The 26,726-nt window shown below is 31.1% G+C and carries 27 protein-coding genes; 17 read left to right on the top strand and 10 right to left on the bottom strand.

Going from position 1 to position 26,726, the window contains the following annotated elements; translation table 11 throughout:
• Window positions 1-51: 51 nt before the first annotated feature.
• Together dapB and MAEO_RS03340 are read right to left on the bottom strand one after the other, a co-directional pair.
• Entirely contained in the window at window positions 52-873 is an 822-nt protein-coding gene (gene dapB / locus MAEO_RS03335; protein ID WP_011973386.1) for a 4-hydroxy-tetrahydrodipicolinate reductase, read from the bottom strand.
• On the bottom strand, window positions 870-1,232 hold the full coding sequence (locus tag MAEO_RS03340) for a ribonuclease P protein component 4 (protein WP_011973387.1): 363 nt from the start codon (window positions 1,230-1,232) through the stop codon (window positions 870-872). Before MAEO_RS03340 ends, dapB begins: the two co-directional genes overlap by 4 nt.
• Before the next feature lie 345 nt (window positions 1,233-1,577).
• Here MAEO_RS03340 and MAEO_RS03345 point away from each other — a divergent pair, with 345 nt between their 5' ends.
• The 3 genes from MAEO_RS03345 to MAEO_RS03355 are packed head-to-tail and all read left to right on the top strand — an operon-like array spanning window position 1,578 to window position 4,274.
• Entirely contained in the window at window positions 1,578-1,973 is a 396-nt protein-coding gene (locus tag MAEO_RS03345; protein ID WP_011973388.1) for a CBS domain-containing protein, read from the top strand.
• Window positions 1,974-2,028: 55 nt separating this feature from the next.
• Window positions 2,029-2,970, top strand: a complete 942-nt coding sequence (locus MAEO_RS03350) for a ribose 1,5-bisphosphate isomerase (RefSeq protein WP_011973389.1) — start codon at window positions 2,029-2,031, stop codon at window positions 2,968-2,970.
• Window positions 2,971-3,026: 56 nt separating this feature from the next.
• Window positions 3,027-4,274, top strand: a complete 1,248-nt coding sequence (locus MAEO_RS03355) for an adenosylhomocysteinase (protein ID WP_048062366.1) — start codon at window positions 3,027-3,029, stop codon at window positions 4,272-4,274.
• A 234-nt stretch (window positions 4,275-4,508) separates the two neighbouring features.
• Here MAEO_RS03355 and MAEO_RS03360 read toward each other — a convergent pair whose 3' ends face one another.
• Complete coding sequence (locus MAEO_RS03360) at window positions 4,509-5,987, bottom strand: (R)-citramalate synthase (protein WP_011973391.1); 1,479 nt, start codon at window positions 5,985-5,987, stop codon at window positions 4,509-4,511.
• A 260-nt stretch (window positions 5,988-6,247) separates the two neighbouring features.
• Between MAEO_RS03360 and MAEO_RS03365 the strand changes: the two genes are divergently transcribed.
• Window positions 6,248-7,654 (top strand): aspartate kinase, encoded by a 1,407-nt coding sequence (locus MAEO_RS03365; RefSeq protein ID WP_011973392.1) that lies wholly within the window; start codon window positions 6,248-6,250, stop codon window positions 7,652-7,654.
• A gap of 120 nt (window positions 7,655-7,774) precedes the next feature.
• Here the strand turns inward: MAEO_RS03365 and MAEO_RS03370 are convergent, their stop codons facing one another.
• From MAEO_RS03370 to pscS, 5 genes are all read right to left on the bottom strand, one after another.
• Window positions 7,775-8,974: a CBS domain-containing protein gene (locus MAEO_RS03370; RefSeq protein ID WP_011973393.1), complete on the bottom strand. Its 1,200-nt coding sequence runs from the start codon at window positions 8,972-8,974 to the stop codon at window positions 7,775-7,777.
• Window positions 8,975-9,081: 107 nt separating this feature from the next.
• Window positions 9,082-9,762, bottom strand: a complete 681-nt coding sequence (gene purQ / locus MAEO_RS03375; protein WP_011973394.1) for a phosphoribosylformylglycinamidine synthase I — start codon at window positions 9,760-9,762, stop codon at window positions 9,082-9,084.
• A gap of 49 nt (window positions 9,763-9,811) precedes the next feature.
• Window positions 9,812-10,114, bottom strand: coding sequence for a histone family protein (locus MAEO_RS03380; protein ID WP_011973395.1), 303 nt, complete (start codon window positions 10,112-10,114; stop codon window positions 9,812-9,814).
• Between the two features lie 175 nt (window positions 10,115-10,289).
• Entirely contained in the window at window positions 10,290-11,942 is a 1,653-nt protein-coding gene (gene ilvD / locus MAEO_RS03385) for a dihydroxy-acid dehydratase (RefSeq protein WP_011973396.1), read from the bottom strand.
• 199 nt (window positions 11,943-12,141) lie between these two features.
• Window positions 12,142-13,299, bottom strand: a complete 1,158-nt coding sequence (gene pscS / locus MAEO_RS03390; protein ID WP_011973397.1) for an O-phospho-L-seryl-tRNA:Cys-tRNA synthase — start codon at window positions 13,297-13,299, stop codon at window positions 12,142-12,144.
• Window positions 13,300-13,661: 362 nt separating this feature from the next.
• Between pscS and MAEO_RS03395 the strand changes: the two genes are divergently transcribed.
• From MAEO_RS03395 to MAEO_RS03415, 5 genes are all read left to right on the top strand, one after another.
• Window positions 13,662-15,461, top strand: a complete 1,800-nt coding sequence (locus MAEO_RS03395) for an acetolactate synthase large subunit (protein ID WP_011973398.1) — start codon at window positions 13,662-13,664, stop codon at window positions 15,459-15,461.
• A gap of 174 nt (window positions 15,462-15,635) precedes the next feature.
• Window positions 15,636-16,145, top strand: coding sequence for an acetolactate synthase small subunit (gene ilvN, locus MAEO_RS03400; protein ID WP_011973399.1), 510 nt, complete (start codon window positions 15,636-15,638; stop codon window positions 16,143-16,145).
• Window positions 16,146-16,226: 81 nt separating this feature from the next.
• Complete coding sequence (gene hypE / locus MAEO_RS03405) at window positions 16,227-17,231, top strand: hydrogenase expression/formation protein HypE (protein WP_011973400.1); 1,005 nt, start codon at window positions 16,227-16,229, stop codon at window positions 17,229-17,231.
• A gap of 89 nt (window positions 17,232-17,320) precedes the next feature.
• Window positions 17,321-17,773 (top strand): hypothetical protein, encoded by a 453-nt coding sequence (locus MAEO_RS03410; RefSeq protein ID WP_011973401.1) that lies wholly within the window; start codon window positions 17,321-17,323, stop codon window positions 17,771-17,773.
• Window positions 17,774-17,945: 172 nt separating this feature from the next.
• Entirely contained in the window at window positions 17,946-19,082 is a 1,137-nt protein-coding gene (locus MAEO_RS03415) for a TIGR04013 family B12-binding domain/radical SAM domain-containing protein (RefSeq protein ID WP_011973402.1), read from the top strand.
• 73 nt (window positions 19,083-19,155) lie between these two features.
• Here MAEO_RS03415 and MAEO_RS03420 read toward each other — a convergent pair whose 3' ends face one another.
• The gene (locus MAEO_RS03420; protein ID WP_011973403.1) at window positions 19,156-19,755 is read right to left on the bottom strand and encodes a site-specific integrase; all 600 of its coding nucleotides are present in this window, start codon (window positions 19,753-19,755) and stop codon (window positions 19,156-19,158) included.
• 311 nt (window positions 19,756-20,066) lie between these two features.
• On the opposite strand from MAEO_RS03420, the gene MAEO_RS03425 reads away from it, so the two are divergent.
• The 3 genes from MAEO_RS03425 (at window position 20,067) to MAEO_RS03435 (ending at window position 22,925) form a co-directional block, all read left to right on the top strand.
• Complete coding sequence (locus tag MAEO_RS03425; protein ID WP_011973404.1) at window positions 20,067-20,606, top strand: helix-turn-helix domain-containing protein; 540 nt, start codon at window positions 20,067-20,069, stop codon at window positions 20,604-20,606.
• 154 nt (window positions 20,607-20,760) lie between these two features.
• Window positions 20,761-21,882 carry a chorismate synthase gene (gene aroC, locus MAEO_RS03430; protein WP_011973405.1) on the top strand — a complete coding sequence of 374 codons (1,122 nt, stop codon included), beginning with the start codon at window positions 20,761-20,763 and terminating at the stop codon, window positions 21,880-21,882.
• Window positions 21,883-22,010: 128 nt separating this feature from the next.
• A complete protein-coding gene (locus tag MAEO_RS03435) occupies window positions 22,011-22,925 on the top strand; it encodes a beta/alpha barrel domain-containing protein (protein WP_011973406.1) in 915 nt (304 codons plus the stop codon).
• Between the two features lie 141 nt (window positions 22,926-23,066).
• Here MAEO_RS03435 and MAEO_RS03440 read toward each other — a convergent pair whose 3' ends face one another.
• Entirely contained in the window at window positions 23,067-23,543 is a 477-nt protein-coding gene (locus MAEO_RS03440) for a methanogenesis marker 9 domain-containing protein (RefSeq protein WP_011973407.1), read from the bottom strand.
• Between the two features lie 275 nt (window positions 23,544-23,818).
• Here MAEO_RS03440 and MAEO_RS03445 point away from each other — a divergent pair, with 275 nt between their 5' ends.
• The 5 genes from MAEO_RS03445 (at window position 23,819) to MAEO_RS03460 (ending at window position 26,557) form a co-directional block, all read left to right on the top strand.
• Entirely contained in the window at window positions 23,819-24,445 is a 627-nt protein-coding gene (locus MAEO_RS03445; RefSeq protein ID WP_011973408.1) for a DUF366 family protein, read from the top strand.
• Window positions 24,446-24,596: 151 nt separating this feature from the next.
• On the top strand, window positions 24,597-25,628 hold the full coding sequence (locus tag MAEO_RS03450) for a H(2)-dependent methylenetetrahydromethanopterin dehydrogenase-related protein (RefSeq protein WP_011973409.1): 1,032 nt from the start codon (window positions 24,597-24,599) through the stop codon (window positions 25,626-25,628).
• 28 nt (window positions 25,629-25,656) lie between these two features.
• A complete protein-coding gene (locus tag MAEO_RS08115; protein ID WP_332244310.1) occupies window positions 25,657-25,776 on the top strand; it encodes a GTPase in 120 nt (39 codons plus the stop codon).
• A gap of 74 nt (window positions 25,777-25,850) precedes the next feature.
• Window positions 25,851-26,132 carry a GTP-binding protein gene (locus MAEO_RS08120; protein ID WP_332244311.1) on the top strand — a complete coding sequence of 94 codons (282 nt, stop codon included), beginning with the start codon at window positions 25,851-25,853 and terminating at the stop codon, window positions 26,130-26,132.
• Between the two features lie 80 nt (window positions 26,133-26,212).
• Window positions 26,213-26,557, top strand: a complete 345-nt coding sequence (locus MAEO_RS03460) for a roadblock/LC7 domain-containing protein (RefSeq protein ID WP_011973410.1) — start codon at window positions 26,213-26,215, stop codon at window positions 26,555-26,557.
• The last annotated feature ends 169 nt before the right edge of the window (window positions 26,558-26,726 follow it).

Genomic DNA, 26,726 nt, shown 5'->3' on the forward strand with positions numbered 1-26,726 from the left:
AATATCACTAAAAAATAAAAAAATAAAATATAATTTAAAAACAAAAACAAATTATTCATTTAAATTCAATACATCAAAAGTATTGTATATTTTTCCATCTTTTTTGTCTGCTATATATTTTACAGCTAAAACCACTCCACTTACAAATGCCTGTCTGCTACTTGCCTTATGTGTGAGCTCCAACCTTTCTCCATCTCCTGCAAATATAACGGTGTGGTCTCCAACAACATCTCCGCCCCTAAGAGCATGAATGCATATTTCTTCTTTTGTTCTTTCTCCAACTAATCCCTCTCTACCATATATTGCCTTTGAGTCTCTGTTTAAATTATTTTGTATTATTTCCAATGCCCTTAATGCCGTTCCACTTGGTGCATCTTTCTTAAATTTATGGTGCATCTCCACTATCTCAATATCATAATCTCCTATTTTTTGAGCCAATAATTCCAATGTTTTAAAGAATATATTTACTCCAATGGCATAATTTTGGGAGATAACTGCTCCAATATTGTTTTTATTTATTATCTCTTCCATTTCTTCCATTTGCTCATTTGTAAATCCTGTTGTCCCAACAACTAAATTTACATTGTTTTCCGAGGCTATTTTTACAGTATTTACACAGGGTGCAGGAGCTGTAAAATCTACCAATACATCTGGCCTGGTTTCTTTTATAACTTTTTCAAGGTTATCGGCTGTTTCTAATGGAGCTCCGATATTTCCAATGCCGATTAATTCCCCAATGTCAATACCTTTTTTAGGGTGGTTCGGCACATCTATTGCCCCAACAACTTTATAATCTTCTTTATTTTCGCATAGTGTTTTTATTATGGAGCTCCCCATTCTTCCAAGAGCTCCTGTGACCATTACTTTAATCATTTTTTCACCATATTATTTTTTAATTTTCTTTTTAACTTCTTTTCTTTAATGTATGGTATTTTATATATGTTATTACACTCAAAGCATAAAATATTTACGCAACAATTTTTACTATTAATCCTTATAGCTGAATTTGTTCCATATATCAACAATGACCCGCAATTTTTACATATTCTTCTTTTCCATTTTTTAGGAAATGGTATTCTCATTTTCATTGCAAGTTTTTTACTTAATTGAATGTATTTTTTTACCCTATCCTTATTGCCTTTTTTAAATTCCTGATCCGCAAGATTCATTAAAATATCAATTCTTTCTAAAACTATGTTTTTTGCCTTTGCAATGTCTTTTTTTCTTCTCATTATTTCACAGGGTGATTTTAAAAGTTATTTTGTAAATAGTACTATATTATATGGTAATGTGTAATTGTATAAGTTTTTTGATAGTCTTGATAATATTTTTAGGATTTTGTAAGTATTATTATCGCAGAGTAGGTGATTTTTCTGTGTTAAATATATATCACCAATTATATATAATAGATTTATATTAATATATTATTATCTTTAATATTTATGGCCCATATATAAAGTATTTATGGAAGGGGGTTTTCTCGTCAACTTTTGATAAAATATAATGTTAATAAATGAGGTTAATAAATACATTTAATAATGAATATTAAATCAAACAATGTAAATAAAGGTGATTGTATGTATCCGGCAACTGTTGTAAGGGATTTAATGATAAGGGGAATATATGAAGTAAAATTAAACGACACCATTGAGGATGTTGTTAAAGTTATGGGTAAAAACGGCATATCTTCGGTAGTAGTTTCAGACGATAATAACACATACTGGGGAATAATAACTGAAATGGACATATTAAAACATTATAGTGAAAATTTGGAGAAATTAAAGGCAGAGGATATAATGGCCACCAAAATTATTCATATCAGCCCAATAGCTCCACTTGAAAAAGCTGCACAGATTATGGCAGAAAAAAAGATACATCATTTATATGTGGTTTCGGAGCTCCGGGAAGATAAAATCATAGGGACAATAAGTGCAGGCGACATTATAAAAATGATGCATGAATCATTGGAATAATTTATTAATTTATTGTATTTTTTTTATTAATTCATATTTGCAGGGGGTGATATTTATGAAGCATAATAATAATAATAACTCAAATACTATAATAGACGCCCACAAAAAAATAAAAAATATGGAAATAAGGGGGGCGGGAAGGATCGGGAGAGCCGTAGCAAGTGCTTTAAAAGAATATTCTTTAACAATTCAAAATATAGAGAATAACGAATTTAAAGAAAAAATGATTGAAGCAGGAGACATATTAAAATCAGCACGACCAACTGCGGTATCCCTCCCAAATGCTGTAAATTATGTGTTAAGTGGATTAAATACCAATAATCCAAAGGAAAACATAATATTGAATGCCGAAGAATTTATAAAATCCTCCTCAGAAGCTACTTCAAAAATTGGAAAAATTGGCTCCAACAGAATAAAAGATGGATGGACAATATTAACTCATTGTAATTCGGAAGCCGCAATTAGTGTAATAAAAACAGCACATAACAGCGGGAAAAATATAAAAGTTATATGCACAGAGACACGACCAAGAAACCAAGGATATTTAACAGCAAAGGCGTTGGCGGACGAAGGTATTGACACCACATTAATAGTGGATAGTGCTGTAAGATACCACATTAAAGATGTGGATATTGTGGTGGTGGGTGCCGATGCCATAACCTCAAATGGTTGCCTTGTAAATAAAATAGGGAGCTCCCAAATAGCTTTAATGGCATATGAAAGAAAAATACCATTTTTAACAGCCGCAGAAACTTATAAATTTCACCCTAAAACAATAATCGGGGAAACAATAGAGATTGAGGAAAGGGCAGTTGGTGAAATACATGAATTTGAGGAAAAATATAAAGATAAAATAAAATTAAGAAATCCAGCTTTTGACATTACTCCTTCTCAATATATTGACGGAATAATAACAGAAATAGGAATTATTCCGCCACAGGGAGCTTGGCATATAATAGAAAAATATTTTGGAAATGTATTTAAGGAAACACTTTAATATTAAAATGATAATTAATATAATTAAAAAATATCCATATGAACTACGGTGAAATTGTGAGTAAAGTTAAAGATATAAATTTAGCTCCTGAGGGAGATTTAAAAATGGAATGGGCTAAAAACTATATGCCTGTATTAAATTCCATAAGGGAAGAATATTCAGCAGACAAACCATTCGAAGGCATCACAATAGGAATGGCACTTCATTTGGAGGCAAAAACTGCAATACTTGCCGAAACTCTAATGAATGGAGGGGCAAAAATTGTAATTACTGGCTGTAATCCATTATCTACACAAGACGATGTTGCTGCAAATTGTGTAAAAAAAGGAATGGAAGTTTATGCTTGGAGAGGAGAAACTGACGAAGAATATTATGAAAATTTAAATAAAGTTCTTGATGCCAAACCTGACATTGTAATTGATGATGGTGCAGATTTAATATTTTTACTTCACACTCAAAGACAGGAGCTCCTTGATAGCATCATGGGAGGTTGTGAGGAAACCACCACAGGAATAATAAGATTAAAAGCTATGGCAGACGAAGGGGCTTTAAAATTCCCTGTTGTAAATGTAAATGATGCCTACACAAAACATTTATTTGACAATAGATATGGAACAGGCCAAAGTGCTATTGATGGAATATTGAGAACAACAAATTTACTTATTGCCGGCAAAAATGTTGTAGTAGGAGGCTACGGCTGGTGCGGTAAAGGAGTAGCTATGAGAGCCGCAGGAATGGGGGCAAGTGTGATAATTACGGAAGTAGATGCCATTAGAGCATTAGAAGCTAAAATGGATGGATTTAGAGTAATGACAATGAACGAAGCTTCAAAAATCGGAGATATATTTATAACTACAACAGGATGTAAAAATATTATCGGAGCTCCACACTTTTTGGTAATGAAAGATGGTGCAGTTCTTGCAAATGCTGGACATTTCGACAATGAAATAAACAAAGAAGAATTGAGTTCATTGGCAAAATCAGTTAAAACAGTTAGATACAATATTGAAGAATATGATTTAGGAAATAAAAAAATATATCTTCTTGGAGAAGGTAGGCTGGTAAATCTCGCCTGTGGAGATGGACACCCATGCGAAGTAATGGACATGAGCTTTGCGAATCAGGCACTTAGTGCAAAATTCATATTAGAAAATAATGGAAAACTTGAAAATAATGTATATGAAATACCTTATGAACAAGATTTAAGAATAGCTTCATTAAAATTAAAGTCAATGGATGTTGAAATAGATGAATTATCCCCAGAACAGAGAAAATATTTAGCTGACTGGAAAGAAGGAACTTAATTAAAATAATATTTCTTTTTATTTCTATTTTTTTAATGTTTCCCTCCTTGTTTTAATCTCAAAATCAAAGGATTTTTTCTGATTTCTTCGCTTTGCTCAGAAATGGATGTGTCTTTTAGATGACGATTATAGTATTATCCAGGAGGAGCTCCTATACTACTCGCTATGCTCGTAAGACATAGAACAAAAAATTAAAAATATTAATATGAGATATTAAAAAAATAATAAAATAATTTAAATCAATAAATTAACTCCTTCCATAACTGCCTCAACCGATGCCCTAATTATATCACTTTGAGATTTTTTAACCTCTACAACTTCATTTCCTCTTCTCAATTTAACAACCACTTCAACTAGTGCATCTGTCCCCTTACCTATGGATGAAACTTGATAATCTATTAATGAAATATCTGCAAATCCACTTAAAGCCTTTCTAAGTGCATTTATGGAGGCGTCAACAGGTCCAACCCCGTAGGCTGTTTCAATTATTGATTTATGTTTATTATCTTCGTCGGCAAAGTCCAATTTAATTGACGCCAATGGAGTTATTTTATTTCCAGATACTACTGTTAATTCATTTAATATAATTTTTTCGTCAATCTTATGCCCCTTAACTTCATTAATTACAGTTTTTAAATCGATATCTGAAATATATTTCCCCAAATCTCCAAGATTTTTAATTTTAGAATATACTTCCTCAAATTCCTCATTATTTAATGATACTTCCATTAAATTAAGCTTATATTTTAACGCCGATTTTCCACTGTGTTTTCCCAATATAATTCTTCTTTTATTCCCGACTTCTTCGGGAGATAATGGTTCGTAGGTGCTGGTGTGCTTCATAAGTCCATCTACATGTATTCCTGCTTCGTGGGCAAAAGCATTATCTCCAACAAGGGATTTATTTGGGGAAACAGGTAATTTCATTAACCTTGAAACAACTCTGGAAGTTTCATATAATTTTTCTGTGATTATTTTTGTTTTTTCGTTGTATAAATTATGTAAAGCCATTACAACCTCTTCAAGTGAAGAATTACCTGCCCTTTCCCCTATTCCATTAATTGTTAGATGACACTGCTTAGCTCCCCCCCTTATGGCACATAAAGTATTTGCCGTAGCCATTCCAAAATCATTATGACAATGTGCTGAAATTGGTATATTTATGCTGTTGCTTAATGTTTTAAATAATTCTATTGATTTCTCGGGTGTTAATATTCCAACAGTATCGCAAACGCATGCCCTATCTGCTCCAATCTCTGCACCCTTTGAAAATAACTCTATTAAGAAGTTTATATCACTTCTTGTGGCATCTTCTGCTGACAATTCCACAATTAAACCGTGGTCTTTACCATATTGCACAGCCTCCAATGCCGATTGCAATGTTTCTTCGCTGGTTTTTTTCAATTTATATTTCATGTGGAGCTCCGAGGTTGGAACCACTAAATGAACACTATCCACATCACATTCAAGGGCATGGTCTATGTCTATCGGTAGAGCTCTAACAAATGAACATATTTCAGCATTTAAATTTTGCTGAGATATTAATTTTATGCCTTCTCTCTCTCCTTTTGAGGTTATGGCACTACCTGCTTCTATTATATCAACATTTAATTCATCTAATTTTAAAGCTATTTCAAGCTTCTCCGATGGTGTTAATGAAACCCCTGGCGTCTGTTCTCCGTCTCTTAATGTTGTATCCAATATTTTTATCATATAATCAACCCAATTGTGATAATATTTATAATCTATAATTTACATTTACAAGTTATAATTTATAATTTATATGAGAGTATAATAAAAACATATTTATACTTATAATAATTATTACTATTGATTTAAAAAGATATTTAATATTTTATTATTTTAGTATTAATATTTTCCTTATTTATTATTTTTTTATATGGTATGTTAATTCATTGCATATACTAAATTTATTAGATTATATCTAATTAATACTAATTCGGTGTATTATTATGATTACAGTTATGAAATTCGGCGGAACCTCAGTAGGAGACGGACAGAGAATAAGAAATGTTGCAAAAATAATAGTGGATAAATCAAATAAAGAAAATACTGATATTGTCGTAGTTACCTCGGCAATGTCTCAAATAACAAACGCACTTGTAAATATGTCAAAACAGGCCCTTAATGTTAGGGATATTGCTAAAATAAACAATTTTGTTGAAGAATTAAAGGAGAAACATGCAATTGCAATAGACGAAGCAGTGAAAAACGACGACATAAGAACAGAAGTAAGGCATGTAATAAACAGCTCCATTGATGAGTTGGGAAAAGTATTGGTTGGTGTTTCATATTTGGGTGAATTAACCCCGAAATCAAAAGATTATATTCTTTCATTTGGAGAAAGATTATCTGCACCAATATTAAGCGGAGCAGTACGAGATTTGGGAAAAAATTCATTATTTTTATTAGGTGGTGAAGCTGGACTTATTACTGATGAAAATTATGGCTGTGCAAGACCCATAAAAATAAAAATTAAAGAAAAAGTAAATCCACTATTGGAAGAAAATATAATCCCAATAATTACAGGATTTGTAGCAGGGACAGAAAACGGAGACATTACTACATTTGGAAGGGGCGGAAGCGATTATTCGGCTGCTCTTGTTGGTGCTGGTTTAGATGCCGATACCGTAGAGATATGGACTGATGTGAGCGGCATATTAACATCAGACCCAAGAATTGTTAAAAATGTTAAAAGAATACCAAAAATGTCATATATTGAAGCTATGGAGTTAGCATATTTTGGTGCAAAGGTATTACATCCCCGAACAGTTGAGCCATTAATGGAAAAAAACATACCCCTTAGGATTAAAAATACATTTGAGCCAGAAAATGAGGGAACATTTATTACAAATTGCAAAGAATTAAGCAATAGTGTAATGAAAGCCGTATCTGCAATAAGAGATGTATTTTTAATAAATATCTTTGGAGCTGGTATGGTAGGAGTTAGTGGAACAGCTGCAAGAATATTTTCAGCACTTGGAAGGGCCGATGCAAATGTATTATTAATTACACAGGGTTCTTCTGAAACTAATGTTTCTGTGGTAATATATGGTGATGAAGTTGATGCCAACAATTGTATGAAGGAGCTCCGGAAAGAATTTAAAAATAGCAATCTTGTAAAGGACATTAGTATAGATGAAAATGTTGCTGTAATTTCTGCGGTTGGTGTAGGTATGAAAGGCAGCAAAGGTATTGCAGGAAAATTATTTGGAGCTGTGGCAGAAAGTGGGGCAAATATAAAAATGATAGCCCAGGGTTCTTCCGAAGTAAATATATCATTTGTAATTGGAGAAGAAGAGCTTGAAAATTGTTTAAGAATATTGCATGGTAGATTTATAGAAAATGCAGAAAATTAAAAAACGAGGGAGCTCCCACAACGAAAAACCATGGAGCTCCCAAATACATATTAAAAATTTTATTTTTAATTCTTTTTTAAAATATTAAATATAAAAATAGTTAAAAAAATATTAATTAAATTATTCTTCCAATATAACCTTTTCTTTATGTTTTGGATTGGTTTTTTCCTTATCTGATTCAATCTGTTTTTTAACTGATTCCAAAGCATCTTTTAATACTTCAATGAAATCCCATCTTTGTTTTTCAGATATAAGTTGAATATCTTCTCCCTCCACCCCTATTCTTTTTAATGTTGCCTGTTTTCCTTTTGCAAAATATAATTTTTTAGGAGTTTTTACATAGGCCTTAACTGTATAGTTTGGAACTCCTCCTTTGTCATGTTCTTTTTTAACTACAACTTTTATCCAGTGGAGATGTTTGGAGTATTTTGCAATTTTTTGAACTTCTGTCACCAACATTCTTTCTGTAAGTTCTTTCATATACTCATCAAAATCACCGTGGAGCTCCACCTCTACAACTGATTCTTTTCTTAGGCTTTGGAGATATTTCATTATGTCCAATCTTGTAATCATTCCCCTTAATGTTCCATTTTTAAGAACTGGAATTCCTCTTATATCGTGATGTTCCATTAATTTTGCCGCATCAGTCACAGAATCATCTACATTACAGGATATTAAAGGAGAATTCATAATTATTGACACAGGTTGGGCCATTCTTGGAACTTTATCTCCTGCCATATCTCCAACAGTCATTTTTTTCTTTGGTTTATATATTTTATAAAGTATATCTTCTTCTGTAATCATTCCTGTTGGTTCTGCATCTTTATCAAGAATTACAAGCCTACTTATATCATATTTCCTCATTAGGCTTCTTGCCTTTCCTATGCTCTCATTGTAATCAATTGTTATAGGACTTTTTGACATTAATTTATTTACTTTAACATCTTCCAACAATTCAGAAGTTGCAACTCTTTTCATTATGTCGTGGTCCGTAATAATTCCCACTAATTTTCCTTCATCATCTACAAGAGGGGCAGCTCTTTGTCCGCTGGACAATACCTCACAAACAGCATCCATAAAAGGAGTATTTTGGTTTATGCAATGTGGTTTAAACATTAAACTACTTATTTTTTCATCTAATGATGTGGCAAGAAGTAAATCATGCATTATAACCATATTTATATTATTTTCATCATCTAGGACAATTAAATTGTGAAAATTATTTTTATCCATTATCCCTATTGCTTTTGATATTGGGGTTTCTGGTGTTATTGTGTGTACATCTTTTGTAGCTACTTCTATTACTGGTTCATTTAGCATATCCCTCACCTCGATAATTAAAACTATTAAACCCTATGCTCTTGTTTATGATATTATTAACAGATAATGATATTATTATAATATTATATAATAATTACTATTTATTTCTATTTATTTATCATTGATTTAAACATATTTAATCCATCATCTGAACCAAGGAGCTCCTCACTTGCCCTCTCAGGATGAGGCATTAATAAAACACAATTTCCTTTTTCGTTGCATACTCCTGCAATATTATCAACAGAACCATTTGGATTGGCCTCCTCTGTGATATTTCCATGTTCATCACAGTATTTAAATACAATCATGTTTTTTTCATACATTTTTTGAAGGGTTTCTTCATCTGCATAAAATCTACCTTCTGCATGTGCCACAGGTATTTTTAAAACATCTCCAACATTGTAGTATTTTGTGAATGGTGTGTTGTTATTTTCAACTCTGATATATACCCATTTACAAATAAATCTTGCACTTTCATTATTTGTAAGAGTTCCGTAGGAAAATCCAGCTTCTAAACCTATTTGAGCTCCATTGCAAATACCCAATACTGGTTTTCCGTCATCTACCATTTTTTTCAGAGCTCCCACAATAGGAGTTTTTGAGCTTATTGCTCCAGCTCTTAAATAATCGCCGTAGGAAAATCCTCCGGGAATAACTGCACCGGCATAATTATCTATATTTTTTTCGGAAAACCATATTAAATGGGGAGCTCCCCCTGCTAATTTTATAGCATGACATACATCATTATCACAATTTGTTCCTAAAAATTTTGCAACTGCAATGTCCATATTATCACATTTGTATATTGATTTGATTTTATTTTTTTAATAATATTTATTATTCTTCCCTTGTTAATTCAGAAGAAAGCACTTTTAAAAATTCTTTTGTTAATATTTGAACTTTTTCAGTTCTATCTGCAACTTCTAATATTTTCTGTCTTACTCTCTCTCCGTCGCAATTTTCAACATCTCTCGCTTTTATGGTTTTTCTTTTATCTTTTGCAGCATTTTCTTCTGCAAGTCTTGTAGTTGTGACTATGTATTCTTGTAATATTTCTACAATTTTTACAACTGATTCAGCTGAAACATTCATATCTGTATTTTGTTTCATTATTCTTTTAACTGTTCCTTTGGGTATCATGTTATGGCCTCTCGTTATGTATTAATAATACTATATCATATGTATTGCAATTTATATATACTTTATTGTATTAGCTGGAGTTTTCAACGATTTTATAATAAAATAGCAAAAATAAAAAATAAAAAATAAAAAAATAGAAATATTATATAAAAATAAAAAATATGATAGTCATTTGTTATTTCAATACTGCCCCTTCATTTGCCGAAGATACTAATTTAGCATATCTTGATATATATCCTTTTTTAACTTTTATTTCTGGTTTTTTCCAATTAGCTAATCTTTCTTTTATCTCTTCTTCGCTTATTTTTAAGTTTATTTCTTTTGCCATCATATCAATAGCAATTATATCTCCTTCTTCAATTATGGCTATTGGACCTCCTGCCATTGCCTCTGGTGAGATATGTCCAATACATGGACCTCTACTTCCCCCACTAAATCTACCATCTGTAATAAGTGCAACAGAGTCATCTAATCCCATACCACAAATAGCAGAAGTTGGAGACAACATTTCTCTCATTCCCGGACCTCCTGCTGGACCTTCATATCTTATTACAACAACATCTCCTTCTTTAATGTCCCCCCCAAGTATTGCGTCAATGGTTTCCTCCTCTGAATTAAATACCCGTGCAGGCCCCTCGTGTTTATACATCTTTGGATTTACAGCACTAATTTTTACAACACAGCCATCAGGTGCTATATTTCCTTTTAATATCCTTAATCCTGCGGTCTCATGCACTGGTTTATCCACTGGTCTAATTATATTATAATCAATGTATTTTACCTCATTTATTATCTCTTTAATAGATTTACCGCTTACAGTGTTAGCATCCCTTATTTTTTGCTCCAATATTTTTAAAACAGCTGGAATACCTCCTGCCCTATGCAAATCGCTTATAAAGTGGTCTCCCCCCGGCCTTAATGAAGCAATATGTGGCACCTCGTCGCATAACCTATCAAAATCGTCAAGAGTTATAAACTCTGGTGCTATTTCATAAGCCAAAGCTGGAATATGAAGTGTTGTATTTGAAGAACCTCCCAAAGCCAAATCAACCAATATTGCATTTTCAAATGATTCCTTTGTTAATAAATCTGTTGGTTTTATATCTTCTTTTACCAAATCAACTATTTTCATACCGCTTCTTTTTGCAATTCTCACCTTTTCGGCATCTGTTGCATGTGTAGTAGCACACATAGGAAGGGATAAACCAAGTGTTTCGGTTAAACAGGCCATACTATTTGCCGTAAATAATCCAGCACAGCTACCAGCTCCCGGACAGGCACAGGTTTCAATTTCCATTAATTCCTCTTTTGTAATTTTTCCAACATTATATTCTCCAACTCCTTCAAACACACTTATAAGGTCATACTTTTTACCGTGGAGCTCCCCAGGTTGCATAGGTCCGCCAGTTATTACTATGAATGGAATATTTAATCTTAGAGCCCCCATAATCATACCAGGAACAATTTTATCACAGGACGGAATAAGCACCAATCCATCAAATCCATGAGCTTTCGCCATACTTTCTACTGTATCAGCTATTATCTCTCTTGATGGTAATGAATATCTCATTCCCTCATGTCCCATAGCTATACCATCACATACGGCCATAGTGTTAAATTCAAAAGGTGTTCCGCCGTTTGCATAAACTCCCTTTTTTGCAGCTTCTGCCAATGTATTTAAATGAATATGCCCGGGAACTACTTCTGTAAAGCTATTTACTATACCTATGAATGGTTTTTCTATTTCTTCGTCCGTATATCCGCATGCCTTTAATAAACTTCTGTTTGGAGCTCTGGAAACTCCCTTCTTTAAGTTATCACTTATCATATTATCACCATATAAAAAAAATGAAATATAAAAAATTAAAAATGTATATACTATATAAAAGCTAATTAATAATATTAAAATATTTTTATAAAATTCTTTGGTTTGGGAGCTCCGTGTAATTCAACATTTATTAAATATTTAACGATGTCCCCAAAATAAAAAAAATACGATAATCAAGATTATCGTTTTAATATATTTTTTAAATATTATTTCCCTGTTCAACAATTTCTTTAATGTTATCTACAACATAACGCACTTGTTCCCACGATAAACCATAAACACTCATTTTTATTTCTTTTGTAGTTCCTCTTTTTATGCCTCCAATTCCCCTCTTTTTCAATTCCTCGTAAAAGAAATAACCTCTTCTTTTATCCTTCTGTGCTATTTCGTCCAATATTGGAGTTTCAAATTTAATTAAATCATGTTGTTTTGGTTTTATGCCCAGTTGATTAAATCCTATTTTTTCTAATTCATCAACTACAAACCGTGTTTTTTTAACTTCATTATCCCAGTTTTTAACTCTCTCGGCAACATGTGAGAAACTTGCCATAAGTGAAATAAGTGGAGCTCCCCTACTGGTGCAACCTAACATTTCAATTTCTTTTACTGGATGGGTTTTTGATGTTCTAAATACTTTATCAGCATATTCTCCCTTTATAGATACCAAACCGCAAGGACTGGCTGAAGCCATGCTTTTATGTCCAGATATTGCCAAAAAGTCTGCATTTAGTTTTTTTCCATTTACTGGCAATCTTCCCACAGAATAGGCACAATTTAATAAAAATGGGTATCCTTTTTGTTTTGCTATTTTTCCAACTTTTTCAGCATCTGCAAGATTTCCATAATTTCCATCTACATGAGTTAATAATATTAATCCTATTGGTTTATTTTTATCCTCCAAATTATCAATAACTTCCGCATATTTCTCGGGATTAACTCTAAATGTAGGATAACCATCATGCTCAACTATTTCACTATTTAATTTTGCCCTTTCCAATGCTACAAAAGAAGTATAATGTGCATTTCCATCAAGAACTACGAAATCTCCTTCATTACATACAGAGTGCATAACTATAAATTTACTTTCCCTTGCTCCATGCGTCGGACGAGTAAAATCCATTCCTAAAAATTTGGATACATCATGCAAATATTCGCAAATTGGAGGTGTTTCTACTTTATCCAACCTTCCACCACAGTAATCACATACACTGTATCCATCCCAATATTCATATATTGCTTTTTTTGATTCTACTGGGAGCTCCCCTCCTCTTTGTATTGGATTTAAATCTATTAATTCTCGTCCCATCGTTCGCCTAATATTTTTATATTTGTCAAAATTTATATTTAATTCGTCCATATTAGCACCAATATTTAAGTTGTCATATAAAATATATATAGTCAATCTTCGAACTGTTTCACCCTGTTTATGCAAATAAGACTATATTCTATTAATACGCCTTATTGCACTAATTATTTGGAACAATTAAGGGGCAGTTTTTGAAGATTAACTATAATTTGCAAAATATATATATAATATTAATTTAAGTAGTATATTACTAAAAATTGTACATGTTATTAATATTTATTAATATATTTATATTGTCTTTTTATTTGCAATATTATATTATAATTTAATATATTTACTTATAATTATTATTATTATTATTTAACCATTATTAATTATTATTTAATTTATTATTTAATTTATTTGGTGATTTTATGAACGGAGCAGAGGCTATGATAAAAGCACTTGAAGCTGAAAAAGTCGAAATATTATTTGGTTATCCCGGGGGAGCTCTACTACCATTTTACGATGCACTACATCATAGTGATTTAATACATCTTTTAACACGACATGAACAAGCCGCCGCCCATGCCGCAGACGGATATGCCAGAGCAAGTGGCAAAGTTGGAGTATGTATAGGAACATCTGGACCAGGTGCAACTAATCTTGTTACAGGAGTGGCTACAGCACATTCTGATTCCTCTCCAATGGTGGCATTGACAGGGCAAGTTCCAACAAAATTAATAGGAAATGATGCATTTCAGGAAATAGATGCCCTTGGATTATTTATGCCCATTGTGAAGCATAACTTTCAAATTCAAAAAACTTGTCAAATACCAGAGATTTTCAGAAGTGCTTTTGAAATAGCCCAGACTGGAAGACCTGGACCCGTGCATATCGATTTACCAAAAGATGTTCAAGAATTAGAATTAGATATTGATAAACACCCAATACCGTCAAAAGTAAAATTAATAGGATATAATCCAACCACCATTGGACATCCGCGACAAATAAAAAAAGCAATTAAATTAATCGCTTCTGCTAAAAGACCGATAATTTTAGCAGGTGGTGGAGTACTATTAAGTGGAGCTAATGAAGAATTATTAAAATTAGTGGAATTATTAAACATACCTGTATGTACAACTTTAATGGGTAAAGGTTGTATATCTGAAAATCATCCCCTTGCCCTTGGTATGGTTGGTATGCATGGGACAAAACCAGCTAATTATTGTCTATCTGAAAGTGATGTTTTAATATCCATTGGTTGTAGGTTCTCCGATAGAATTACAGGAGATATAAAAAGTTTTGCTACAAATGCAAAAATTATCCATATTGATATAGACCCCGCCGAAATTGGCAAAAATGTAGCCGTAGATGTGCCAATTGTGGGAGATGCTAAATTAATATTAAAAGAATTAATAAAACAGCTGGATTATATCATCAATAAAGATAGTAAGGAAAATAACGATAAAGAAAATATATCACAATGGATAGAAAATGTTAATTCATTGAAAAAATCCTCAATTCCTGTAATGGATTATGATGATATTCCAATAAAACCACAAAAAATAGTAAAAGAACTTATGGCCGTTATTGACGATTTAAATATTAATAAAAATACCATAATTACAACCGATGTTGGACAAAATCAAATGTGGATGGCCCACTACTTTAAAACCCAAACTCCACGGTCATTCTTATCCTCGGGAGGATTAGGAACTATGGGATTCGGATTCCCCTCTGCAATTGGGGCAAAGGTTGCAAAACCAGATAGCAAAGTAATTTGTATAACTGGTGATGGCGGATTTATGATGAACTGTCAAGAGCTCGGCACAATAGCCGAATACAATATCCCTGTTGTAATTTGTATATTTGACAATAGAACCCTTGGAATGGTTTATCAATGGCAAAATTTATTCTATGGAAAAAGACAATGTAGTGTTAATTTCGGGGGAGCTCCTGATTTTATAAAACTTGCAGAAAGCTACGGTATAAAAGCTAGAAGAATTGAATCACCTAATGAAATAAATGAAGCACTTAAAGAAGCCATAAATTGTGATGAACCTTATTTATTAGATTTCGCAATTGACCCCTCATCAGCTCTTTCAATGGTGCCACCAGGAGCAAAATTAACTAATATAATTGATGCAGTTCAAGAGCATCCAAATGAAAAAATCGTATGTTTCGATGAAATAAAGAGAAGATATATGGAAAATAAAAGAAATAGGAAATAAAATAAAAAATATAATCTAAAATTTAATGGATTAATGGAAATGGCAAAACAAAGACGATAAATAAAATAATTTAATAAATTAAATAGAAATGGGCCAATAGAATAATATATTTTATTTTTTCTATATGGTTTTTCCTATGGTTATATATTATATGATAACCCGTACGGTGATTTTATGAAAAATACTCATATTATTTCGGTTTTAGTATTAAATAAACCGGGAGTTCTTCAAAGGATTTCAGGACTATTCACAAGACGATGGTATAATATATCAAGCATCACGGTTGGAAGCACAGATTCCACCGACATATCCCGAATGACTATTGTAGTAAAAGGAGACGACAAAGTCGTAGAACAAGTCGTAAAACAGTTGAATAAACTTATTGAAGTAATAAAAGTTATAGATTTAGATGAAGAAGAATGTGTTGAAAGGGAGCTCTGCCTCATAAAAATATATGCACCAACAGAAAGTAGTAAGTCCCAAGTAATTCAATATGCCAATATATTTAGGGGCAATATTGTAGATTTAAGTCAAGAATCCCTAACTGTGCAAATAACAGGAGATAAAACTAAAATAAGTGCATTTATTAAGTTGGTTAAACCCATGGGGATAAAAGAAATATCCCGAACTGGTTTAACTGCACTTATGAGAGGTCCGAAAATATTAAAGTCCAATAAAGCATAAATATTAAATATTTATTTTTCTTTCACTATTTTTTAATTATCTGTTATTATACTCTTACAATTTATCATTGGAGGCGATTTTATGAATATAAATAGAATGCATGGTGCAGGCGGACAGGTCATGCAAAATTTAATTAAAGAAACAATTTTGGGAAATTTAGACAATACTTCTGTAAATGGAGGAATAGGATTAAATGATTTAGACGATGGTGCTACCATCCCATTAGGTGACAAAGAAATTGTTTTTACAGTTGATGGGCATACAGTTAGCCCAATATTTTTCCCAGGAGGGAATATTGGAACCCTTGCAACTTGCGGAACAATTAACGATTTATCTGTTATGGGGGCTAAACCATTGGCTTTATCTTTATCAATAATTCTCCCCGAAGGTTTTGAAATAGAAAAACTAGATAAAATCATGAAATCAATAAATAAAAGCTGTAATGAAGCAGGGGTTGCCATAATTACCGGAGATACAAAGGTATCAATGGTAGAGGATATTATAATTTCCTCCGCGGGAATAGGAATTGTGGATAAAGGAAAAGCAATTAGGGATTGCGGAATGAAAGAAGGGGATAAAATCATAGTTTCAGGAAATATCGGAGAGCATGGCATGGCAGTATTATTATCTAGGGAGGGTTTTGAGTTTGATACAGAATTAAAATCAGATGTTGCACCACTTAACGATATTATAGCTTCGGTATTAAATGAAAATATTAGAGTTAATGCAATGAAAGACCCTACAAGAGGAGGATTGGCTGATTCATTAAATGAAATGGTTGAAAAAAGTGGATTAGGCATATATATTAATGAAGAAGATTTGCCAATTAGTGATGAAATCGTAGCTCTATCTGATGCCCTTGGTATTGACCCCCTCACAGTAGCCAACGAGGGAAAAGTTGTGATGGCAGTCCATAAAGACGATGCTGAAAAATGCTTAGAAATATTAAAAAAGCACCCCTTGGGAAAAAATGCAAAAATAATAGGGGAAGTTGTATCAGAACATAAAAAAGTAGTTATGAAAACCATTGTCGGTAAAAGAATTATAGATACTCCTGTTGGTGACCCAATACCCCGAGTATGTTAAATGCCCCAATACATAAAGAATAAATACAATTAAACCCGATATTTATATGACTGGCATACATACACCACATACTACTTAAAGGTGATATTATGAAAAATTTTTTAATAATTACCACTGCGTTATTGTTTTTAACTGTGGGGCAAATCTCGGCACAGGAGATTCAAAACAATAATCCTGATGAATTATTTAATAATATGGGACATTTGGCTGATAAATATGGGGGTTTATTAAATGAAATTTCTTTGCCAATTGCATCAAGTGAAAGAATAAATATGTATATAACTATGAATTCTGGTGAAACTCTAAAAGTTTATGTAATTGTAGAAAATGGAAAATTAACAGCATTTGATAAAGGCGAACTTGAAAATAATACATTGAATATATATACTACTGAACAAACTATTAATAATATATTAAATTCGGATGCTCCTGTTGAAGAATTATTATCTTCAATTAAAAATGAGAATATTAAATTAGAAGGAGTAGGAATATTTAATTATATAAAAATAGAGATATTGAATATGTTGTTTAAATTATTTTAGTATTATTGACAACAGTAAATATTAAATAATTTTTTTTATATTATTTTATCTTTTTTATCTGCATATTTTTTATATCAATATTTGCTTTGAGAAACGAAAAATAAACTGTTTTTGGCTATTCTATAATATGCATATTTTTAATATTAATATATAAAAATAATTTGGTGTTTTTATGATTGGATTTAAATTAACTCCAAAAAATAGGTATAGTGTATCAAAATTATATCCCATAATTGGCGGAAAATTATTTAAAAATTTCAATGAAATAATGGAGCATATAAAAAATGGTAAATTAAATATTTTAATTTATTCATTTACTTCATTACAAAGAGATAAAATAGCAAAAGAAATTGAAATTATTAATAAAATTAAAAAAGAAAAAAAATCAACGCATCCAATTTTAATTGCAGGTGGTCCGCATCCTTCGGGAGCTCCCAACGACACATTAAAAATAGGATTTGATTATGTAATTGTTGGAGAGGGGGAAATAACACTACCAAAGATAATAAGCAAATTAAACCAAAATAAAGAGCTAAACAATAAAATAATCATGGGAGAGCCAATTAATGATTTAGACGAATTTGATAAAATAAATCCAATGACACCAGTAGAAATAACAAGAGGTTGCCCCCATAAATGCGGTTTCTGTCAAACTCCTCAAATATTCGGCAATAAAGTAAGGCATAGAAGTATTGATAATATTTTAAAATCAATTAATCCAAATAGTGATGTTAGACTAATCACCCCCAATGCCTTTTGCTATGGCTCAGAAACTGGAACAAAACCAAATATTGAAAAATTAGAATTGTTATTAAAAAAATTAAGGGAAGGAAAAGGAAAACTATTTTTTGGAACATTTCCATCAGAAGTTAGGCCCGAATTTATTCAAAAAGATACCATTGAGTTAGTTGCCAAATATTGCCATAACAAATATTTACATTTTGGAGCTCAAAGCGGTAGCGATGAAATGTTAAAATTAATAAGGAGGGGGCATACTGTAAATGATGTTTTAAATGGGGTTGATTTATGCAAGGATTATAATTTAATTCCAAAGGTGGATTTTATATTTGGATTTCCCAATGAAAATGAATTTCATAGAAAGGAAAGCATGGAGCTCCTAAATTATATAATAAAAAAAGGCGGAAAAGTTCATGCACATTATTTTATGCCTTTGGTCGGAACGAATTTTGAGGGGAGCTCCCCGACACCACTTGATAAAAAAACATTAAAAACATTAGGGCAATTATCACAAAAAGGGCTTGTTAGTGGTTCGTGGAGTTATCAAAGAGATGTGCAAAATATACAATAATATGACATAGGCATGTGTGTTTTGGGAGCTCCTATCACTATAATATATAGTTATATATTTATTTCTTTTTTATTTATCGTGTTATATGTATTTCTAAATCTCGCAACATCCTATTGGCAGTTTTTTCTTGCGTATAAGTAATAAGATGATTTAAATTAACATGTCCTGTCATTTTTGCGATTAGTTGTGGCGAGGTATTCATTTCAGCAAATTTTGTTATAAATGCATATCGTAATGAGTGAGTGTTGATTCCATAATGATTTCTTAACCATTGATAAATCCTCATTCTTGGTTTTTTTGCATTTTCTAAATCTAATATTACACCCCTTATCAATTCAATATCTTCTTTTTTAACCATTGACGGAAAATACATATCCCTATATGCTATGCTCTTTTTTGTTTTTTCCACTTTTACCGAAACTTCAATTGGTTTATTCCAGTTTATTTTATCTTTATTTTTACATATCCACAATATACCCTCAATTGCCTCTCCTATCCTACAACCATTTCTTAACTGAAATAGGGCAATTATTAAATAAGCTATGCTTTTTATATCTTTTTTATATTTTAACCCTGTTTCCTTGATTCTTTCAATTTCTTCAACAAATAAATTGTATGTTTTATCAAAATCCAACCCTCTATCCCATGTTCCTTTCTTTTTTTTATTGTCCATATTATCACCAATATTTATTGTTATTTTATATTATTATTTGATAATATATAAAAATGTTGCCTTATGAACCATAAGGCAATAGTTGGTAAAAAATTTCTGAACCAAACACCTATTTTTTAGAAAGTAAATTATAATAAAATTACATATAATTATATAACTATATAATTATAAAAACATATTAAAATAAATATTAATATTTATATTAATATATAGAATATATAGAATATATAGAATATATGGAATACAATATTTATAAAATAAAACATAAATAATAAAATAAATATATAAAAAATATAAAAAAAGGTAATTTAATGATAGAATTAAAATTCCACCGCTTTTTAAAATGGGACGAAATAAACGAACTAGTTGAAAAGGCAAAAAATACAATGGTTGTCGTAAAACTGCCAAACAGTATATTCAATAGTCCTAAAATGGAATATAAAATAAATTTTATGAAACAAAATCATATTATTGTTGAAATAGATAATGAAAAAAGAGGAAGAAATAAAAAAATAAACAATGAATTAAAGGAAAAAATATTGGAACTATATAAAGAAGGATATACAATAAATCAAATTGCTGAAATAATGAAGCTCCCAAAATCCACATTATTTACAAATGTTAAACAGGAGATTAACGAAATAAAAACCAACAGTAAAAAAGAGGAGCTCCAAACGATAACCTATCAATATAAAGAATATCTTATTAAAAATGATTTATATAACCCATATATCGAAACTCAATTTATGGAATTAAAGGTTTATGTGGATAACGAGGATATCGAAACCGCATATAATAAATTAAAAGAGATATTACAATATATAAAAACTCAAAGAAAAAATAAAAAATAATTTATAGTATGTTCAGGAATTTTTACACTAAATATTATGTTCTTAATATTTTATAGCATTACAGCAAATACAGCAAGATACGATAGGACACATAGAGAACATACACTTTTCAAACACACCATAATAAAAAGAAAAAAGAAAAAAAGGTGAAATTATTAACACAATAGGCAAATCTTTTAGAATTACGGCATGGGGGGAAAGTCATGGAAAGGCATTAGGTGCTGTCGTAGACGGATGTCCTTCAAATTTACCACTAACAGGGGAGGACATTCAAAAGGAGTTAAACAGAAGAAGGCCAGGATATAGCTTATTTTCCACACCAAGAAAGGAGGGGGACAAGGTAGAAATATTGTCTGGAATTTTTGAGGGAAAAACTACTGGAACTCCCATATCTGCAATAGTATATAATACAAATCAAAAATCAAAAGATTACAGTCATTTGAAAAATACACCAAGACCGGGACATGCTGATTTATCGTATAAATTAAAATATGGAAATTATGATTATAGGGGAGGGGGTAGAAGTAGTGGAAGAACAACAATAGGGCACACAATAGGGGGAGCAATAGCAAAAAAACTATTGGATTATACTCACAATATAAAAATAATAGGATATACCACAAAAATAGGGAATATCGAAGGAGATTTTAATTATTATAATAGTATTGAAAATAATGAAAAAATGATAAATGAGGAATTAATAAATAAAATAGAAAATAATCCATTAAGATGCCCTTCCTCAAATGCCGATGAAATGAAAGATTTTGTATTAAATGCAATGGAAAATAAAAACAGTGTCGGAGGAGTAATTGAATTAATTGCCCTAAATGTTCCAGTTGGAGTTGGAAACCCAATATTTGGTAAATTAAATGGGGAGCTCTCAAATGCAATAATGAATATTAATGCCGTTAAAGGTGTGGAGATAGGTAGGGGATTTGAAAGTGCGGAGCTCCTTGGAAGTGAAATGAATGATGAATATTATTATGATGAAAACAATAATATAAAATTAAAAACAAATAATTGTGGTGGTGTGTTGGGCGGCATAAGTTGCGGAGCTCCCTTAGTAATCAGGGTGGCAGTTAAACCAACGCCATCAATATCCGCAGTCCAAAGCACCATAAATATAGAAAATAAAACAACAGAAAATCTTGAAATAGGGGGACGACATGACCCAATAATTGTTCCCAGAGTAATACCTGTTTTGGAATCAATGGTGGCAATTGCGTTAAGTGATTTAATGATTAGAGGTGGATTTATTCACCCCTGTAAATTATAAATATTAGAAACGGGATATAATATTAATAATTAATTATTTATATTTTTATATTTTATTCTGATAATTTTAATTTTATATATTTATTTTTTACAACCATATAAACCAAAAAAAGAAAACGAGGTAAAATCATGAAAACCATCACAAGAGAAGATGTTTTAGTTCCAGCAGGAGTCCCTGAAAATATGAAAGAAGAATATATATCAAATTATCTTAACATGACAAAAAACACAGGAAAATTAATGCTTTTTGCAGGAGACCAAAAGATTGAACATTTAAATGATGACTTCTATGGAGAAGGAATACCATTAGATGATGCAACACCAGAACATTTATTTAAAATTGCATCAAAAGCAAAAATAGGAACATTTGCAACCCAATTAGGATTAATTGCAAGATATGGTAAAAAATATAGCGACATAAATTATTTAGTAAAAATGAACTCAAAAACCCATCTTGTAAAAACGAACCAAAGAGACCCAATTAGTAAAGCTTTGGTATCTATTGAGGACATTGTAGAATTTAAAAAGAATTCGGGATTAAATATAGCTGGTGTAGGATATACAATATATATTGGTAGTGAATTTGAAAGTGAAATGTTGGTTGAAGCTTCAAAAATTATATATGAAGCCCATAAAAATGGATTAGTTGTAGTATTATGGATATACCCAAGAGGTAAAGCTGTTAAAGATGAGGGAGACCCACATTTAATAGCTGGTGCAACAGGAGTTGGTGCATGTTTGGGAGCTGACTTTGTAAAAGTAAATTATCCAAAATGTGAAAACCCAGCCGAGGTATTTAAAGAGGCAATATTGGCAGCAGGGGAAACAAAAGTTATATGTGCGGGAGGGAGCTCCATTGACCCCAAGGCATTTTTACAGATGCTTTATGACCAAATACATATAAGTGGTGCAGGTGGAAATGCCACAGGAAGAAATATACACCAAAAAACATTAAAAGAAGCTGTGAATTTATGTAATGCAATATATGCAATTACAGTGGAAGGAAAAACAGTAGAGGAAGCATGGGAAATATATAATAAATAAAAAATAGTAAAAATTGAAATATAAATTATAATAAATTATATTCTTCTTTTTCGTTTTATTTTTATTTTTTTAAGTTATCGATAATTTATAGGTTAGCCTAAAAATTATTATTATCAAAGATTTTTTGACATTCAAGTTTCTTTATTCTTTATTTTCGCCATTATATATTTGTTTTTTTATAATTTCGTAGGCTTCTTTTAAATCTCCAGATTCTAAAAGGGCATCTTCAATAATCTCAACAGGCATACCTTTTTCTTCAAAAAATTTAATTGCTTCTTCAAAAAATTTGGAATTTTTTATAATTTCTTTGGAGAGCTCCTTTTTTAATTCCATATATTCGTCTTCACCCATGTTTATTTTTAACATTTCGCTATCCCTATATGGACAAGGTTTTGATATTTTACAACACCAAACCAAACTACCAAAACATGTGTTTTTACCTTTGCCTAATCGTGTTTTTTTTCCAAAATTTTCCTTTATTTTTACAAACTCATCAGGAGTCATTTTTAATATATTTAATGAATTATAAATTGGACAGCCTTTTACAGGAGGACAGCAAAATGCCAGTCCCCTTAAATCTCCGCCTCTACACACATGAGAGGGTGCATTTTCCCACATAATTATCACCATATATAATATAATCCATATACCTGTATTATAGTATGTTTCTATTATCCCTTGTGTCTTACTGTATTTAACATAATACCACATAAAATGCCAAGAATATAATAAAATAATAAGATGGGGCGTAAAAATTACTTAACATACCATAACTAACAATGGACAAAATATCCAAAATCATAATATTTTAATATATAAAAAGTTTCAACGAATATGGATATAATATAACAAATAAGATTATTAGATATATAAAAATTTGCCATGGTGGAATAATGAAAAAGATAGAATTTGATAATATTACCTCATTAATAATAACAAATGAAAAAATTGATTATACGGGAATAGAAATTGAACCATTATGGGCATATAAAAATTTCGATATTCAAAAAGATAGTATAGTAGCATTTCAGGGGGGGCTATGTGTTAGCATAGACAATATGAAAGACCTGAAAGACATTAAAGAAGAAGCTAAACATGGCGACATATTAATAAAATCATCAAGAGCCATTAATTTTATAGTGGAACATTTTGATAATCCTGACTTAAAAATGGCATATTTAAGACAGAGAATCTTAATAGCAAATACAAAAGAGGTAATTGAGGAAATAACCAATAATACAAAAAAAATAATACGAAAAGGAGACGACTTATATTATAATAATGGAAAATTATCTGTATCAATAGCATGTCGGGGAATATCCTCATCAAAAATACATTTGGGCATAAATATAGCCAATGAAGATACTCCCAACTACATAAATACATCTTCATTGGACGATTTAGGGATTAACATAATGGATGATGCAAATATCAATAATATAATGGAAAAAATAGCCATAAAATATGGAGAAGAAATGGAAAAAATAGAAAAGGACATAAGAAAAACACAATGCATATAATATAGATATATTAGTACAGCATATGTTTCTGATACATATTTATTTTTTCATTATTAAAAATCAAATAGTAAATAATATATAAACTAAATAACCTATATAACAATATATAAAATAAACATTATTTCATTAAATTCAATATTTTGGTGATATTATGAAAATATCCGTATATGGTGCAGGTAATCAGGATTTATATATAAATAAGCTAAATTTGCCAGAAAACTATGGTGGGGAAGCCCCCTATGGGGGAAGTAGGATGGCAATAGAATTTGCCAAAGCAGGGCATGATGTAATTCTTGCAGAGCCGAATAAAAATATGTTAACAGAAGAACAGTGGAAAATTGTAGAGGATGCGGGTGTTAAAGTTATATCCGACGACATAGAAGCTGCAAAACATGCTGAAATAGCAGTGTTTTTCACACCATTTGGGAAAAGGACAATAGAAATAGCAAAAAATATAATGCCTCATTTACCACAAAATGCAGTAATCGCAAATACTTGTACAGTATCGCCCCCCATATTATATGCTGCATTGGAGGTGGAGCTCCGAACTAAAAGAAAAGATATAGGTATCTCATCTATGCATCCTGCAGCAGTTCCCGGAACCCCACAGCATGAGCATTATGTGATAAGTGGAATATCAACAAACGGGACAGCTTATGCATCAGAAGAACAAATAAATAAATGTGTTCAATTGGTGGAAAGTGTAGGTAAAAAAGTATATATTGTTCCAGCCGATGTTTCTTCAACTGTTGCTGATATGGGTTCCCTTGTAACTGCGGTTACTCTTGCAGGGATTTTAGACTATTACAGTATAGGTAAAAAAATAATAAAAGCACCTGAAAAAATGATTGAGCAGCAAATTATCATGACATTGCAAACCATGGCTTCACTTGTAGAGACCTCTGGCGTTAGGGGGTTATTGAAAGCTATTAACCCAGAACTATTAGTTAGAAGTTCTTCGTCAATGCACATAATAGAACAGCAAAAAGAATTGAGTGAATCATTGGAAGTATTAAAAAATTTAGATGAAAACTTGTCAAAAGAATCCCAAAATGCCACCATAAATCCAACCACTCTTGTTGCATCTCAGGCACTCGTAAAAGAAATAGAGACACTTATAGGAGGGGCTGCGGCAAATGGTGCTATTAAAAGAAGCATGCGAAAACTATTCACTGATAAATAATAAAATAAGTAATTGGGGCTATCGTATCATGTCAAAAGAGCCAAAAATCGTTGTTATGGGTTCCGAAAATGTGGGTAAAACTACAATTATGGAAAAATTAATAGGAAATATTGGAAAGGTTGAATACAATGGAACTACTGTGGAATAGATTATGGAAATATTATATTAAATAATAGGAAAATACATTTATTTGGGACTCCTGGGCAGCCACGATTTGAGTTCATGAGGGAACTTACTTTAAATGGGGCTTATTTTGTATTGCTTATAGTCGATGCTACAACGGGTTTAAAAGACATCGACAAAAAAATAATAAACACAATACATTTAAGAAATATTCCCTATGCTGTATTTATCAATAAAATTGATTCTTGTAATGATGAAATATTAAATAATTTAAAAAAGGAAATAAATGAATTATGCCCTAACTGCGAACATATTATGAAAGGTTCTGCATTAAACGATAAAGGAATTTCAAAACTTAAATTAATTTTAGAGAATATTTAAAATAAAATACTAAAAACATAAACTATATAATATATAATAAATATAAAACTATATATCGAATATCATGTAATGGTGAAATTATGATAGATAGAATACTTTCAGATTTAAATAAAACAGAAGGAATAAAGGGTTCAATGGTAGTGGGTAAAGATGGTTTAGTAATAGCATCCCAGATGCCGAGCGGAATAGATACAGAATTAATTGGAGCAATGTCTTCTGCGGCATATGGTTCTGCTGAAAGAACGGCGTCAGAGATAAACCAAGGGACATTGGAACAAATGATGATTGAGGGGGAACACGGTAAAACGCTAATGACTGATGCAGGGGAAGGAATTTTAGTAGTATTAACCGATTCGAAAGTTAATTTAGGATTAATTAGAATAAACATTAAAAGAAGCACTGAAAAAGTTAAAAGTGCATTATAAGATATATATCAATATATCTTATGAAATAATTTGTTTTTTAAAATAATTTTATATATTCTATAATTTTATACTCCCAATGTATTCAGGAGCTCCTTAAATCAATATACCTCCAAATCAATATATTAATATATTATGTTTGATGGTTGTAATCATTATTTTTATGGCATTG

This window comes from Methanococcus aeolicus Nankai-3, assembly GCF_000017185.1.
Taxonomy (GTDB): Archaea; AGJL01; Methanococci; order Methanococcales; family Methanococcaceae; genus Methanofervidicoccus; species Methanofervidicoccus aeolicus.

Coding starts and splice junctions, on each gene's coding strand:
- MAEO_RS03415 (WP_011973402.1), top strand. CDS start 17,946: ATGATTGGATTTAAATTAACTCCAAAAAATAGGTATAGTGTATCAAAA.
- MAEO_RS08120 (WP_332244311.1), top strand. CDS start 25,851: ATGAGGGAACTTACTTTAAATGGGGCTTATTTTGTATTGCTTATAGTC.
- MAEO_RS03440 (WP_011973407.1), bottom strand. CDS start 23,543: ATGTGGGAAAATGCACCCTCTCATGTGTGTAGAGGCGGAGATTTAAGG.
- MAEO_RS03420 (WP_011973403.1), bottom strand. CDS start 19,755: ATGGACAATAAAAAAAAGAAAGGAACATGGGATAGAGGGTTGGATTTT.
- MAEO_RS03435 (WP_011973406.1), top strand. CDS start 22,011: ATGAAAACCATCACAAGAGAAGATGTTTTAGTTCCAGCAGGAGTCCCT.
- MAEO_RS03445 (WP_011973408.1), top strand. CDS start 23,819: ATGAAAAAGATAGAATTTGATAATATTACCTCATTAATAATAACAAAT.
- MAEO_RS03350 (WP_011973389.1), top strand. CDS start 2,029: ATGAAGCATAATAATAATAATAACTCAAATACTATAATAGACGCCCAC.
- dapB (WP_011973386.1), bottom strand. CDS start 873: ATGATTAAAGTAATGGTCACAGGAGCTCTTGGAAGAATGGGGAGCTCC.
- MAEO_RS03340 (WP_011973387.1), bottom strand. CDS start 1,232: ATGAGAAGAAAAAAAGACATTGCAAAGGCAAAAAACATAGTTTTAGAA.
- MAEO_RS03370 (WP_011973393.1), bottom strand. CDS start 8,974: ATGCTAAATGAACCAGTAATAGAAGTAGCTACAAAAGATGTACACACA.
- MAEO_RS03460 (WP_011973410.1), top strand. CDS start 26,213: ATGATAGATAGAATACTTTCAGATTTAAATAAAACAGAAGGAATAAAG.
- MAEO_RS03425 (WP_011973404.1), top strand. CDS start 20,067: ATGATAGAATTAAAATTCCACCGCTTTTTAAAATGGGACGAAATAAAC.
- ilvN (WP_011973399.1), top strand. CDS start 15,636: ATGAAAAATACTCATATTATTTCGGTTTTAGTATTAAATAAACCGGGA.
- MAEO_RS03360 (WP_011973391.1), bottom strand. CDS start 5,987: ATGATAAAAATATTGGATACAACATTAAGAGACGGAGAACAGACGCCA.
- MAEO_RS03395 (WP_011973398.1), top strand. CDS start 13,662: ATGAACGGAGCAGAGGCTATGATAAAAGCACTTGAAGCTGAAAAAGTC.
- pscS (WP_011973397.1), bottom strand. CDS start 13,299: ATGGACGAATTAAATATAAATTTTGACAAATATAAAAATATTAGGCGA.
- MAEO_RS03450 (WP_011973409.1), top strand. CDS start 24,597: ATGAAAATATCCGTATATGGTGCAGGTAATCAGGATTTATATATAAAT.
- ilvD (WP_011973396.1), bottom strand. CDS start 11,942: ATGATAAGTGATAACTTAAAGAAGGGAGTTTCCAGAGCTCCAAACAGA.
- purQ (WP_011973394.1), bottom strand. CDS start 9,762: ATGGACATTGCAGTTGCAAAATTTTTAGGAACAAATTGTGATAATGAT.
- MAEO_RS03365 (WP_011973392.1), top strand. CDS start 6,248: ATGATTACAGTTATGAAATTCGGCGGAACCTCAGTAGGAGACGGACAG.
- MAEO_RS03410 (WP_011973401.1), top strand. CDS start 17,321: ATGAAAAATTTTTTAATAATTACCACTGCGTTATTGTTTTTAACTGTG.
- MAEO_RS03345 (WP_011973388.1), top strand. CDS start 1,578: ATGTATCCGGCAACTGTTGTAAGGGATTTAATGATAAGGGGAATATAT.
- MAEO_RS03380 (WP_011973395.1), bottom strand. CDS start 10,114: ATGATACCCAAAGGAACAGTTAAAAGAATAATGAAACAAAATACAGAT.
- hypE (WP_011973400.1), top strand. CDS start 16,227: ATGAATATAAATAGAATGCATGGTGCAGGCGGACAGGTCATGCAAAAT.
- MAEO_RS08115 (WP_332244310.1), top strand. CDS start 25,657: ATGTCAAAAGAGCCAAAAATCGTTGTTATGGGTTCCGAAAATGTGGGT.